The sequence below is a fragment of the Flavobacterium plurextorum genome, assembly GCF_024638035.1.
Taxonomy (GTDB): Bacteria; Bacteroidota; Bacteroidia; order Flavobacteriales; family Flavobacteriaceae; genus Flavobacterium; species Flavobacterium plurextorum.
Genome location: NZ_CP100442.1, coordinates 4779179 through 4792651 on the forward strand (window position 1 = coordinate 4779179; position 13473 = coordinate 4792651).

Annotated in this window: 16 protein-coding genes and 1 other RNA gene; 6 read left to right on the plus strand and 11 right to left on the minus strand. The window is 31.3% G+C overall.

Annotation, left to right across the window (positions count from 1 at the left end):
• Positions 1-37: 37 nt before the first annotated feature.
• Complete coding sequence (locus tag NLG42_RS20735) at positions 38-2152, minus strand: outer membrane beta-barrel family protein (protein ID WP_257682212.1); 2115 nt, start codon at positions 2150-2152, stop codon at positions 38-40.
• A gap of 135 nt (positions 2153-2287) precedes the next feature.
• Between NLG42_RS20735 and NLG42_RS20740 the strand changes: the two genes are divergently transcribed.
• The gene (locus NLG42_RS20740) at positions 2288-3646 is read left to right on the plus strand and encodes a sensor histidine kinase (RefSeq protein ID WP_257682213.1); all 1359 of its coding nucleotides are present in this window, start codon (positions 2288-2290) and stop codon (positions 3644-3646) included.
• A gap of 10 nt (positions 3647-3656) precedes the next feature.
• Entirely contained in the window at positions 3657-4346 is a 690-nt protein-coding gene (locus NLG42_RS20745) for a response regulator transcription factor (protein WP_089056139.1), read from the plus strand.
• A gap of 32 nt (positions 4347-4378) precedes the next feature.
• On the opposite strand, the gene NLG42_RS20750 is transcribed toward NLG42_RS20745, so the two are convergent.
• The 4 genes from NLG42_RS20750 to rnpB form a co-directional block, all read right to left on the minus strand.
• Complete coding sequence (locus NLG42_RS20750; protein WP_089056140.1) at positions 4379-4921, minus strand: hypothetical protein; 543 nt, start codon at positions 4919-4921, stop codon at positions 4379-4381.
• 90 nt (positions 4922-5011) lie between these two features.
• Positions 5012-5929: a ketopantoate reductase family protein gene (locus tag NLG42_RS20755; protein ID WP_257682214.1), complete on the minus strand. Its 918-nt coding sequence runs from the start codon at positions 5927-5929 to the stop codon at positions 5012-5014.
• 115 nt (positions 5930-6044) lie between these two features.
• Entirely contained in the window at positions 6045-7295 is a 1251-nt protein-coding gene (locus tag NLG42_RS20760) for a cation:dicarboxylate symporter family transporter (RefSeq protein ID WP_099718953.1), read from the minus strand.
• A 32-nt stretch (positions 7296-7327) separates the two neighbouring features.
• An RNA gene (gene rnpB, locus NLG42_RS20765) (RNase P RNA component class A) lies at positions 7328-7647 on the minus strand.
• 125 nt (positions 7648-7772) lie between these two features.
• On the opposite strand from rnpB, the gene NLG42_RS20770 reads away from it, so the two are divergent.
• A complete protein-coding gene (locus NLG42_RS20770) occupies positions 7773-8066 on the plus strand; it encodes an SH3 domain-containing protein (RefSeq protein WP_089056142.1) in 294 nt (97 codons plus the stop codon).
• A 225-nt stretch (positions 8067-8291) separates the two neighbouring features.
• On the opposite strand, the gene NLG42_RS20775 is transcribed toward NLG42_RS20770, so the two are convergent.
• The 4 genes from NLG42_RS20775 to NLG42_RS20790 form a co-directional block, all read right to left on the minus strand.
• Positions 8292-8585, minus strand: a complete 294-nt coding sequence (locus tag NLG42_RS20775) for a type II toxin-antitoxin system RelE/ParE family toxin (RefSeq protein WP_257682215.1) — start codon at positions 8583-8585, stop codon at positions 8292-8294.
• Positions 8578-8826: a type II toxin-antitoxin system ParD family antitoxin gene (locus NLG42_RS20780; protein ID WP_089056144.1), complete on the minus strand. Its 249-nt coding sequence runs from the start codon at positions 8824-8826 to the stop codon at positions 8578-8580. The genes NLG42_RS20775 and NLG42_RS20780 overlap by 8 nt, the downstream gene beginning before the upstream one ends.
• A gap of 99 nt (positions 8827-8925) precedes the next feature.
• Positions 8926-9375 (minus strand): nuclear transport factor 2 family protein, encoded by a 450-nt coding sequence (locus NLG42_RS20785; RefSeq protein ID WP_257682216.1) that lies wholly within the window; start codon positions 9373-9375, stop codon positions 8926-8928.
• Positions 9376-9432: 57 nt separating this feature from the next.
• The gene (locus tag NLG42_RS20790) at positions 9433-10227 is read right to left on the minus strand and encodes a peptidase (protein ID WP_099718958.1); all 795 of its coding nucleotides are present in this window, start codon (positions 10225-10227) and stop codon (positions 9433-9435) included.
• Positions 10228-10335: 108 nt separating this feature from the next.
• On the opposite strand from NLG42_RS20790, the gene NLG42_RS20795 reads away from it, so the two are divergent.
• Positions 10336-10992 carry a hypothetical protein gene (locus tag NLG42_RS20795; protein ID WP_123922143.1) on the plus strand — a complete coding sequence of 219 codons (657 nt, stop codon included), beginning with the start codon at positions 10336-10338 and terminating at the stop codon, positions 10990-10992.
• A 60-nt stretch (positions 10993-11052) separates the two neighbouring features.
• Positions 11053-12138, plus strand: a complete 1086-nt coding sequence (gene dnaX / locus NLG42_RS20800; RefSeq protein WP_089056148.1) for a DNA polymerase III subunit gamma/tau — start codon at positions 11053-11055, stop codon at positions 12136-12138.
• Between the two features lie 73 nt (positions 12139-12211).
• On the opposite strand, the gene NLG42_RS20805 is transcribed toward dnaX, so the two are convergent.
• Positions 12212-12364, minus strand: coding sequence for a hypothetical protein (locus NLG42_RS20805; RefSeq protein WP_257682217.1), 153 nt, complete (start codon positions 12362-12364; stop codon positions 12212-12214).
• Between NLG42_RS20805 and NLG42_RS20810 the strand changes: the two genes are divergently transcribed.
• Positions 12348-12791, plus strand: coding sequence for a DNA polymerase III subunit gamma/tau (locus NLG42_RS20810; RefSeq protein WP_257682218.1), 444 nt, complete (start codon positions 12348-12350; stop codon positions 12789-12791). The genes NLG42_RS20805 and NLG42_RS20810 overlap by 17 nt on opposite strands.
• A 77-nt stretch (positions 12792-12868) precedes the next feature.
• On the opposite strand, the gene NLG42_RS20815 is transcribed toward NLG42_RS20810, so the two are convergent.
• The gene (locus tag NLG42_RS20815; RefSeq protein ID WP_099718961.1) at positions 12869-13447 is read right to left on the minus strand and encodes an NAD(P)H-dependent oxidoreductase; all 579 of its coding nucleotides are present in this window, start codon (positions 13445-13447) and stop codon (positions 12869-12871) included.
• Positions 13448-13473 lie beyond the last annotated feature (26 nt).

Genomic DNA, 13473 nt, shown 5'->3' on the forward strand with positions numbered 1-13473 from the left:
CATAAAAAAACCTTGAATTTTCAAGGTTTTTTCTTTTTTATTTAACTCTGCTTTCGTTCTCATCAATACTTTTTCCTTTAAACTCACTTTCTTTCACTTTTCCAAAAGAGTACTTTAACGCAATCGAAATTTCATGAGAATCCACTACATATCGTGCTTTCGAACTGACAGCATTAATGGTAAAATTCTCCGTTCTAATCGTGTTTTTAAAAATATTATTCCAGCTTAAAGTACAACTCCATTTCTTAAAAAAGGTTTTCGAAACTGCCATATCAACAACAAACATTGGATTTCTTTCAAAAACACCAACTTTCTGTTTTGTCAATCCCCAAAAATTCAACACAAAATTATATTCCTTTGGAAGCTTAAATTCATTATTGGAGTAATAATAAAAATAGGGTTTCGCAGTCATAAATACTGCAGAAGCATCTTCGATTTTCTCTAAAATAAAAATCAGTGAATTATTCGTTGTCCAAAACTTATAAGTAAAAGGCAATTCAAAATCAAGATTAAAACCAGTTTCTTTATCAAAATTCACATCTTTAAAAGTCATTGTATTATTCTGTTCATCAAACGTAAAACTGTTATAAACTGGATTTGTATTTTTATAATAACTCAATTTAACCGTTTTATCGTGATACTGAAAAGTCGAGGAAATTTCATTGATCATTGTGGGATCTAAAAATATATTTCTGGCATACAAAAAATATGGATTTATATATGTAGCTCCCTGACTTAAAGACGAATAATTGGGTCTTGCTATACTTTTTGAATAGTTTACACTAATACTTTTTGTGCTGTCAATTGGAAATGTGAATTGTGCTTTTGGAAAGAATTTCGTGTAATTTTTATCAACCAAAGGCAATAAATCACTTTTAAACTTTCCGTTGACATTCGTATTTTCAACTCTGACTCCAAATGAAAAATCAACCTTTTTAATCTTTCCTGAAAACTGACTGTATCCTGCCAAATTCTGTTCTTTGAAATCATAATTACTTATTTCATCAACACCCGTTTTATAATAAAAAATATCAATATCCGATTTTGAATCTGCTGATGAATACAATCCTCCAATTTCTAATTTCAGATCATTTTTAAACTTTTTCTCTGTATCAATTCTTCCCGAAAAAACATTCACTTTAAAATTTTGATCACGATTTTGAGACATCTCAAATTGCGTATTATTAAAATTATCTTGCACATTACTCCACGATTTTTGATCGAAATTCGAATATTGAAAACCACTAAAAATAAGCATATCAATTGCTTTAATTTTCTTAGAATAATTCAAAAATGCGTTTGCAAAATTCTTGTCTCCCTCATTATCACTGTAAGTAATAACATTATTCTGTACATCTTTATTTTTATTATCTGTAATTGTATTTATAGGAAAAGTATCCGTCTGCAGTTTACTATTGATACTAAACGAGAAATAATCATCTTCGTTTATTTTATAAAACACACCGCCGCCAAAAATAAATTGTTTTCTTTTTGTTTGAGCTGTTACATCATATTTGGAAGCTATTTCTGCATTTGGAATTTGGTAATCGATACTGTGATTTTCCCAAGGATTTAAACGATTATAATTGAAGTTTGCTTTCCATTCTAATTTATTCTTTTTAAAACTAGAATTAAATCCGAGGTAATTATTAAACTGTTTTTTAAAAGATGCCGTTTCAGAAATATCGGTTCTAAAACTATCTTTTTTACTAAACTTTCTTGTAATCAAAATCACAGATCTTCCTTCCGCTTCATATTTTGCAGATGGATTTTGAATAATTTCGATAGTTTTAATATCGGCTGGAGCCAAAGCATTCAAATCATTCATTCCCACTTTTTGATTGTCAATATAAATCAGCGGACTTCCTTTGCCTACAACTGTAATAGTTTCTTTATCTGGACTCACTAAAACGGTTGGTAATTTTGCCAGCAAATCGACTGTATTTGGAATTGAATTGTAAATAGAATTTGCAACGTCAACTTTTATATTTCCGTTTGAGTTTGTAAAAGTCTTTTTATTCTGATTGACAACAACTTCGTTCAATTGATTTGAAATAGAGTCTTTTGGAGTTTCACTCTGTGCATTTGCAGCAAATGAAAGACAAAAAAGCAAAAGTGCAATAAGGAGTTTTAATGGCAAATAAAGGTTCATTTTTAGTTTTTTTGTTTTGAGATGATGCAAAAATGCTTCTAAAAAAGAGTTATCAAGGTTAATTGAAGGTTAATGCTGAGTTAATGGCTGGAATATCTCACAAAAGCAGTATTTTTGAAGTGAATTTTTAAGTTTATGAAGCAAAGAATCAATTTATTAATAACGCTTTCGGTTGTCGCACTACTTGTCTTGTCGACAGTACAATGTTATTTGGTAAAAACTGCTTACGATTATAAAGTGGCGCAGTTTCATACACAGATCAAGAATGAGATTGCAGCAATTACAAATAATTACAGTGACATTGACGCTGCTTTAGTTTCAAAAAAAGAAGCGCTTTACAAGAATTTATCGGAACAATATATTAAAGGCAAAAATTCTAAAATTGATATTAAAAAAGGCATTTTAGAAAGCAAATCTAATGATGCGTTAACACAGAAAATTCAACGAAAGTTTGAAAGAGATTTACCCAATTTCAAAATTGATTTTGCTATTGTTCTAAATAAATTTATCCTTTACAAAAACGCTAAAAAAAGAGATACAATTTTCTCTGAAAAGCCTTTTATACAAAATAAATTATACGGAAATCTGGCATCTTTAAATCATGCTTTTTTAGTTCGAAATTATGTTGGAACTACAAACGGAACTTTTGAAAATCAAGAATATAAATTACTTACCGAAGATTCGATGTATGTTTCGGTTATCGATTGGGAATTGATTATTTTAAAACGAATGGCTTTTATTCTCGCTTTATCATTATTGTCAATTCTTACACTAATTTCACTTTTTGTAATTGCACTTAAAGCTTTAATTAAACAGAAAAAGGTAAGTGATGTAAAAACAGATTTCATCAATAATATTACACACGAACTTAAAACTCCTTTAGCAACTTTGGGTATTTCAACCAAAATTTTGGAACAAAAAAATATTCGTGACAACGATGAGAATTTCAATTCAATTGTCAATACAATTTCACGTCAGAACAATCGTCTTCAAAATTTGATTGATCAAGTTATGGCAAATTCTTTGGCTGAAAATGAAATCGAATTGCAAAAGGAAAAAATTGAAACTGAGAATTTCCTTCAGATAATTGTCGATGATTTTAAAATTGCTTTTCCAAAAATCAACCTTAAAACTGATTTTCAAACTCAGAAAACGATTTTAGTTCTGGATAAATTTCATTTAACAACAGCTCTTTTAAATGTTTTAGAAAATGCGGTAAAATATGGATCGAACACGATTACTGTAAGAACAAAAATCGTAGAAAATCAGTTTTCTATCTGTTTTGAAGATGACGGAATTGGAATTGCAAAAAACAAACAATCACTTCTTTTTGATAAATTTTATCGTGTAGAACAAGGAAATCTTCACAATACAAAAGGCTTGGGTTTAGGATTATATTATGTTGATCAAATCGTAAAAGCGCATCAGGGCTCTGTTAACGTTATTAGTGATTTAGGAAAAGGAACTCAGTTTACAATTTTATTAAAAGTTTAATTACCATATTTTGAAAAAATTACTTTTAGCTGAAGACGATTTTGACTTTGCAGCGATTTTAAAACAATATTTAGAGCTTCATCAATTTGAAGTAACCTGGGCAGAAAATGGCGAAATAGCTTTAGATCATTTTAAAAACCAGACTTTCGATATTTGTATTCTTGATGTCATGATGCCCAAATTGGATGGGTTTTCTTTGGCTGAAAAAATGATTACAATAAATCCCGAGACTCCTTTTATTTTTCTAACTGCAAGAAAGTTAAAAGAAGACAAAATCATTGGATTAAAACTTGGCGCTGACGACTATATAGCAAAACCTTTTGAAGTCGACGAGCTGATTCTGCGTCTGCAGAACATATTGAAGAGACTCGAGCAAAAGAGAAGTCTAGAAGGAAATAATACAATTGAAATTGGTTCGTATATTTTTGATAACGAGCGTTTAACTCTTAATAATAGAAATCACGTTCAACAGCTCACTGAAAAAGAAGCTTCACTTATTGAATATTTATATCTGAACCATAATCAGCTGTTAAAAAGAGAACAAATTTTAATGTCTGTTTGGAAAAAAGACGATTATTTTTCTGGACGAAGCATGGATGTTTTTATCAGCAGACTTAGAAAATATTTTAATTCAGATCCAAAAATCAGTATTGAAAGCGTTCGAAGTATTGGCTTAGAGTTTAAAATAGAAAAACCTTGATAAAATCAAGGTTTTTCTATTTTAAACGAGCTTTATTTTCCAATTACCCAGCCTAAGGTGAAATTTATGATTGGAACAAATTCCGTGTCATATTCGTCAAAATTCACTCCCGGCCCAGCATTAAATTCTAAATTAAATCTTCCTTTATACGTACGCTGTAATCCCCAAAGGGCGCCAAGTGTAAACGAAGAAGAAGCTTCTCTATAATTATCATTTGTAGAAATCGAACCAAAACTATAAACTGCATTTGCGGCTAAATAATTCCCTGAATTTCTTGCTGTTCTTTTTCCTTTTTCTGCTCTTTTTTCAAGATTATAATAATGACGAAACTGTTCATTAATAGTAGGATAAATGGCAAAATTCGAATTGTTTGAATTGGCTTGAAAACCTAAACCTAAACTTGCTTCAGAATACAAGGTGTTTTTAGAGTTAAATCCGTGCTCATAAACAAATCCCGGAAGCAATAAATTAATTTTAAACTGATGTTTTGCTACTGCAGTTGGAGCATCGTCTTGCGCATTAACTGCATTTATAAAAAGAACAGAAAGTAATAGAAATAGGTAATTTTTCTTCATTGGTTATTTTAAATTGGTTTGGGCAAAAATAACATTAAAAACATACCACAGCTTAAAAAAGTAAATTATTTTCTTACAGATATAATCGTATTATTTAATTAAAATAGCAGCAATCTTTTCGTAAAGAGGCGTTTTTACACCATATTTTCTTCCTTCATTAACAACAAACTGTGTGAGCGAAACTGCTTCCGTATTTTTACCTGCAATTAAATCTCTATGCATAGATGATGTTGCTTCTCTTGGAGATTTCTCTAACTTTACAATAGTTTGCGCAACAATATCTTCTGGTAATTTTAGACCTTTTGCCTGCGCCACATCTTCGATTTCATGAAGCAGTTCAATATAAATTACTTTAGATTCTAAATTATGCAGTATCTCACCAATATTCTGATTTAAATAAGAAGTTACCGAGGCTAATGCCGAAATAAAAATAAACTTCTCCCAAACCGTTTCTTCAATATTTGCAACTAAGTAACTTTCTATTTTTGCTTTTTTGAAGATGTTTTGCAACTCTTCTAGTTTTGAAAATGGTGCGGTTTTAGAGCCAAAAAATAACTTTTCGTAAAAGCCAATTTTCCGAATTGTTCCGGGTGAAAAGATCATCGAGATAATATAAACACAACCTTGTAAAACTTCATTTTCGGGAAATATATTTTGGATTCTTTCCTGCGCGTCTACTCCATTATACAATGGTAAAATCACCGTTTCCTTCTTAATAGATTTTTTCAAAGACGTTAAACTTTCTTCAATATCATACGTTTTGGTTGCACAAATTAAATAATCTAATTCGCCAATTTCGTCAGGATTATTTGAAACTAAACTAGGAAAAACAATTGTTTCAGAATCATCTGTTACAATTTTCAATCCGTTTTCTGTAATCGCTTTTTGAGTTTCACCGCGTGCAATAAAAACCACTTCAACATCTTCAGACTTATAATATTCTTTCGCTAAAAGTCCACCAAAATAGCCGCCAACGCCGCCAAGTCCTAAAATTCCAATTCTTTTCATAGTCTTTTTTATCACTAATTACACCAATTATCACGCATATTTCTGTCATTTCGAGGAACGAGAAATCACACTTTTAATTCGACAAAGAAAACCGTTTCTCACCTGAGCACTTATATTATTCTTCCAAAACAGGATTCAAATCAAGCTCTGTAAAATCTCTTTCGGTTTTCGAAATTATAATTGTAGCTACCGTATTTCCAATTAAGTTGGTAATGGCTCTGGCTTCACTCATAAACTTGTCAACTCCTAATAGAAACGCTAAACCTTCAACTGGTATTTTATGAAGTGCTGTTAAAGTAGAGGCTAAAACAATAAATCCGCTTCCGGTAACACCTGCGGCACCTTTTGAAGTAATCATTAAAATACCAATAACAGTTAAAATTTCAAAGAAACTCAAGTGCACATCATACAATTGTGCCAAAAATATAACTGACATTGATAAGTAAATCGACGTTCCATCGAGATTAAAAGAATATCCTGTTGGAATCACCAATCCTACAACCGATTTGCTGCAGCCCATTTGCTCTAGTTTCACCATAATACTTGGCAAAGCAGCTTCTGAAGATGATGTTCCTAAAACTAATAAAAGTTCTTCTTTAATATATTTTAAAATCGAAAGTATACTTATTTTATAATAACGCAGAATGCTTCCTAAAATTAGAAAAACAAACAACGCCATCGTTAAATAAACACAAAGCATTAATTTCCCAAGTGGAATTAAAGTTCCTAATCCAAATTTTCCAATTGTATAAGCCATTCCGCCAAAAGCACCAATTGGCGCGAGATACATAACATATTTTAAACCGAAGAAAACGACATTTGAAAACCGTTCTAAAACTAGAATAGTTTGCTCTCTCTTTTTATAAAAATTTAAAGCGATTCCGCATACAATAGCCGCTAATAAAACCTGCAGTGTAAAATTGGAAAGAAAAAACTCCAGCCATGAAAAATCTTTTGCGGCACCATTTGTATATTGACTTGCGTCTCCTAAAGTTAATCCTGATTTATCAATTTTTCCGGGTTTAAAAATATAAGCAACTGCAACGCCAATTGCTAAAGCTACAGTAGAAACAACTTCAAAATAAGCTAAAGCTTTCACGCCAATTCGTCCTACTTTCTTCAAATTACCCATTCCAGAAATTCCCAAAACAATCGTCAGGAAAATAATCGGGCCAATAAACAACTTGATAAGACTTATAAATTTCGCTCCTAAAATTTCCATTTTCACACCATTTTCAGGCGAAAAATGTCCGAGTAAAATACCCGCAATAATTGCTATTAAAACCCAAAAAGTAAGATTTGTAATTATGGCATTAAAAAGGCTTTTTTTTGCCTTTGAAGAAGATTTTGGAGCGGTTATATTCATGAAAACAGGTTAGTAGAGTTTCACAAATATATAAAAAAAGCAGACCTATAAGCCGGATTCTGTCCTTGATAAATCAAGGCCTTATCATTTATCTAGATTCCGAATTACTTCGAAACTCGAGCTACCTACCCTTCAACAACGGACGAGAAGCCCTTAAATGTTGATATACTTGGTATTTCACCGCATAGAGTTTACCTGGTTTCACTACAGCATTACCTGTACATACTTTCTGTTGCACTTGTCCTAATCCCGACAACTATCGGGACCGACGGGTGTTACCCGCTATGCTTCTCTATGGTGTCCGGACTTTCCTCTCCCCACCGTAGCGGGCAGCGATAAGGCGGTCTGCGCTGCAAAAGTAGCGATTTATGAACTAAGAATAATGATTTTAAATTTCTGTTTTTATGAGTTTTATCATAACTTTTTAATTTTAAAATAGTTATCTTTAAAATTCGATAATTTTTAAATTGAAATATTATGATTAGGATGTATCACTACGCAACTGTTTCAAAAGCTTTAGATCAATTGCATGAAAAAGGGTTTACGTGCGATTTTAATCTCAACTCAGACATTCTTAAAAAAAATCCTGAGAAATTTGAAATTGTACATGTGTATCGATACGAAGGGGAATCAGACCCAGGCGATGAGGCAGTTGTATACGGAATTAAGTCCAGCAATGGCAAAAAAGGTGTTTTTGTAGCAGGTTTTTCTGCCGATGCAGATCAGGAAACCACTAAACTTTTATTTGATTTAAGCATTAAAGGAAGGTAATTTTCAGAAGTCAAAACCATCAGTTTTATGTTCAGTAAGGAAATTACGTTATCCATTTTAAAAGTAAAGGAATAACAATCTATGTCATCTTGAAGAATAAAGAATTTTCATTAGCAGCTCGCCGAAAAATTGGTTATTTACATTGCAGAGTTTCTTGCGAAGATTATACGTTCCTCGGGATGACATAAAAAAGAAGTTTATCTTAGTGTTTTTTTTACAAAAGAATTAAAACTTACTTTTTAAATCCATTCTTCCATGAAGAATCCTAACAACTTCAATTTCGGTGTTTGAAATAATTTGATAAAAAAGAATATGCAGGTTTGATTTAAACCCAAATAAACTTTCTGCGACAGTATCATATTTTTTTCCAAGATTTGGATTCTCTGCCAATTCCTGACAAGAATCTAAAAGCAAAAGGTAATATTTATCAGCTTGATTTTCTGACCATTCATCAAAAGTATAATTCCAAATATCAGCTAAATCTTCAACAGCTTTATTTGTAAAATGATATTTAGCCATGTTTTCTATTTGCTTTTAAACTTTCAAGATGTTTTTTGGAATCAAAGTTCTCAGCACGTCCACTTTCAAGTCCTTCCTGAACGGCTTTTTTCAAAATAAGTAATTTATTCTCTTCTTCTTCTAAAAGACGTAATCCTGCTCTAACAACTTCACTTGCATTCTTAAACCTTCCCTCAGAAAGACTATTTTCAATGAAGTTTTCAAAATGATTTCCAAGCGATATTGATGTATTTCTTCCCATGATTTAACTTTCTATATTACAAAGTTACCAAAAATTGGTAATAAATAGTATCTAACTAAAAAAACGATATGGTTTTTTCAATAAAAAGAAGGCTTTTTTTTATTCGTGCTGCCTTACATCATTATATTGCCAAAGCACATTTATAATTTTCCATTCGCCATTTATTTTTACAATATGCATATAATCTATCCATGCATCTGCAAGTAACTTCACTGACGCTGTTTTTGCAGAAACATCTAACAATTTTATTTCTTTTCTTGGATTCTTTGGAAATTTATCGCCTTTTACATTATAAGTTTCTGCCAGTATAACCATGTTTTCAGCAAAAAACTCAGAGATATAATCTTTCTGTGCCGCTTTATTTCTAAAAACTGATCTTTTTACCATTCTAGGATGCAAGGCGCTTTCCATCAATTTTGGATTTGGATTATGCTGTGCTTCAATATATGCCAAAGCTGCTCGTTTAATTTCTAACGTATCTTGAGCGGTTTGTGCTTGATTTTTAAAAGAACTAATTATAATTACTAAGAGTATTAAATATTTTTTCATGTAAAATGGGATTAAGATTTATTATCTAAAACATTCTAAAGTTGTTACTAATAGAAATTAACTTCCAAGTTTTCCATAACGTTGTTGTTCTGAAAAATACAGAATTACTTTCTTTCCGTTTTTTTCGTACGGATAAAATAATTCATAATAACCATTATGCGAACTGTAACGCAATTCGTTGCTTCCTTTCTCAAAAACACTTTTCAAATAATCTCTCTCTTCTTTTGTAGTTTGATAAATATAACGCTGCTTTTGTGGATGAATCGAGTCTTTCAAATTTCCTTCATAATAATCACTAAAGCCCAAATAAACCTGAGAGCCTTTAACTGAATCTTTTACAATCACAGTAACATTGGGAAAATTTTTATCTGTCTTAGACAAAATGTCCAAAATATCAGCAGTCTCTTTTATATAGCTTTCAGAAAAACTATAATTTACTAATTTATCGCTATTCGCTTTATTAATTGCAATAATTGATTCAGCCGATTTAATCAATCGCTCTTCCTTTTTAGCCGAGGTCAAATAATCTCCGCCAAATAAAATAATAGCAATCAGGGGAAAAATCAAAATCAAAGTCAAAAACCGCAATCTATTTGATTTATCATTCACTGCATCTAGATTATGTTTTTCAGCAATTCTGGTCAAATTAAACATTAAATTGATAATCAGAGAACCAACCATCAAAGCAAGAATTCCTAAAATACTTAGATAAAATGTCTCGGTCATATTCTCTTTAAAAACTTTTAAGCCAAAAACCTGAATGGTTATAAAAGTAAATACCCAATACACTAATAAAAGTATTGATGTGATTCCAATAATATTGCTGAATCTAACTATTTGTTTTGCGTTCATGAAATATCAAATTAATATTTTTGTTAATTGGTCATTTTAGTTTCGGATTAAAAATAACACATTTTTTATTACAAAAATTTAATTATTATTGTATTCAAAATCAACTATATGAAGTTTAGATACATTTTTGTTTTTGCATTCTTTTTTATTTGCACGAATTCTTTTTCATGTGACTGTAACCCAATTGACCGAGAAAATATGGTAGAAATAGGATTAAAGTATGAAATTGTATTTTATGGAGAAGTTACAAAAGTAGATTCAATAAACAGAATATATACTTTTAGAATCGTAGAACTCTTTAAAGGAAAATACAATTCTCTATTCATTACGCAAAAGTATTCTGGTAATTGTTCTATTATTCCATCCCTAAAACAACTTTGGATTGTTTATGCTAATTTTAATAACGATAAAACTATCGAAGTGAGTAGTTGTTCTCCAAGTACTGGATTTAAACCCTATGGGAGCGACTCCATGCCTTCTCCACCAGAAATAGAAATGTCACAAAAGACAGATAATCAAATAAAATCATTGTCTTTTTATGTCTGGGATCTGAAATTTGAAAATCGAAATTTACAAGATTGGATTTATCAAATAGAGAAATTAAGAGTATATAAAAAATCTCAAAAAGAAATTTCTGATAAAGAAAAAAACGAGACTAAACTTGAAACATACAACAGATATATCATCATATCTTTGATAGTCAACATCGTATTATTTCTAAGTTTGATTTTTGTAATTTTAAAGAAAAAGAATTTCGTCAAATAAGCAAAATCGACTTTAAACAACGAAACAAAAGTCATATATTTGCTATCGAATAAAAAGAATATGGAACAATTTGTAGTATCGGCTCGTAAGTATCGCCCGCAGACCTTTAAGGATGTTGTGGGACAAAAAGCCATTACAAACACTTTGTTGAATGCTATTGACAGTAATCACCTTGCTTCTGCTCTTTTATTCACAGGACCGCGTGGAGTTGGAAAAACTACTTGTGCACGTATTTTGGCTCGAAAAATAAATCAGCCTGGATATGACGATCCTAATGAAGATTTTGCATTTAATGTTTTTGAGTTAGATGCCGCTTCAAACAACTCGGTTGATGATATTCGAAGCCTTATTGATCAGGTTCGAATCCCGCCACAAACCGGACAATACAAAGTTTATATTATTGACGAGGTTCATATGTTGTCTTCGGCTGCTTTTAATGCTTTTCTTAAAACATTAGAAGAACCGCCAAAGCATGCTATTTTTATTTTAGCTACAACAGAAAAACACAAAATCATTCCGACGATTTTATCTCGTTGTCAGATATTTGATTTTAAAAGAATTACGGTAAAAGATGCTAAAGAACATTTAGCAGATGTTGCTCAAAGTCAAGGAATCAATTTTGAAGACGATGCTTTGCACATTATTGCTCAAAAGGCTGATGGTGCAATGCGTGATGCTTTATCTATTTTTGACCGTGTGGTTTCATATTGCGGAACTAACTTAACACGTCAGGCTGTAACTGAGAATCTAAACGTATTAGATTACGAAACCTACATAAGTATTACTGATTTGATTTTGGAAAACAAAATTCCAGATCTTTTAATGGCTTACAACGATATCTTATCAAAAGGTTTTGATGGGCATCATTTTATTGCTGGATTAGCCTCTCATTTTAGAGACTTATTGGTTAGCAAAACTCCTGCAACTATTTCCTTATTAGAAGTTGGAGAACAAGCACAGCAAATGTATGGCGTTCAATCTCAAAAATGCTCTCAAGAATTTTTATTAAAAGGAATTGATATTGCAAATGACTGCGATTTAAAATATAAATTGAGTCAGAATCAACGTCTTTTAGTCGAATTATGCTTGATGCAACTTGCCTCTATCAACTTTGATGGAGAAAAAAAAAAGTTGAGCAATACATAATCCCTCCTACTTATTATAAAAACGGAAGTTTTTCTATTGTTGAAGTTCCAAGTCAAAAGTCAAAAGTCGAAAGTCAGACTGAAACTTCAAAAACGGAAGAAAAAGTCAATAATAATTCTGCTGCCAAAAATACGGCTGTTCCAGAAACTCCGAAGATTGAAACTCCAAGAGCCGAAACTGGTGGCGAAGCAAAGGTTTCTGCATTTTCTTTGGCTAGTATTCGCAAGAAGAAAGAACTTGAACAAAGCACTAAATCTTATATAAAACCAACATCTGTTTTTCCTACTGAAGAGTTTACTGAAACAGAAATGCTTGTGCAATGGAATAAATATGCAGAGCGTTTGGGTCAAAAAGGTTTAAAGATCATGGAGTCGATCTTATTAATCAACGATCCGGTTTTAAGTGGAACCAACATCACTTACGAACTTCCGAACGAGGGTTCTAAACTAGAATTCGAAAGTCAGATGAATGCACTTTTAGGACATCTAAGAGGTCATCTTCACAATCACGACATCACAATTGAAGTAATTGTAAATGAAAAACTCGAGATTAAAAGAAGTTTCAACGACCAAGACAAATACAATCGTTTACATGAAATAAATCCAAACATTGAGCTTTTACGTTCAACATTTGGATTGGATTTACCTGGATAATTTTATACTCTTTTCGCTTCGAATTTATACGAATTGTTTTTAAATGAAATAAAAAACAGCAATTAATTTTAGCAGCATTATTTATTTAGAAATCCGAAATTATAAACTTTTTCAAGCCATTTATTTCTTTGACTTTCTTTTGCTGTTTTTATGATTCCGATATAACTTACTTTTACTGGTTTTACACCACAAAATTCTAAAGTTGATTTCTTTAATTGATTCACGCTTGGTCTTCCAAAAAACAATCTATAATACCAGCCAGGTTGATCAAGAGTTGTAATAATATGTGCCGTTTTTCCTTTTAATAATTTATCCCACCACACAGAATTTTCTCTGTACTGAAATGCCATTCCAGGTAAAAATAATCGATCAATAAAGCCTTTTGTAATTGCAGGAAGTCCGCCCCACCAAACGGGATGAATCCAAACTAAATGATCGGCTCTTTTAATTTTTTCCCACGATTCTAATAAATCCGGTTCTAGTTCTGTTCGTTTTTGATATCCGAATTTTAAATTTGGATTAAAATTCAGAGCTGCAATTGTAATTGTTTCCACAACTGCTCCAGAAGCTGATGCGCCTTTTTGATATTCGGCAGCAATGGCAAAATTAAAGCTGTCTGGATTTGGGTGTCCATTTATAATCAGTATTTTTTTCATGTTTTTCTTTTTTCAAAAATACTTTC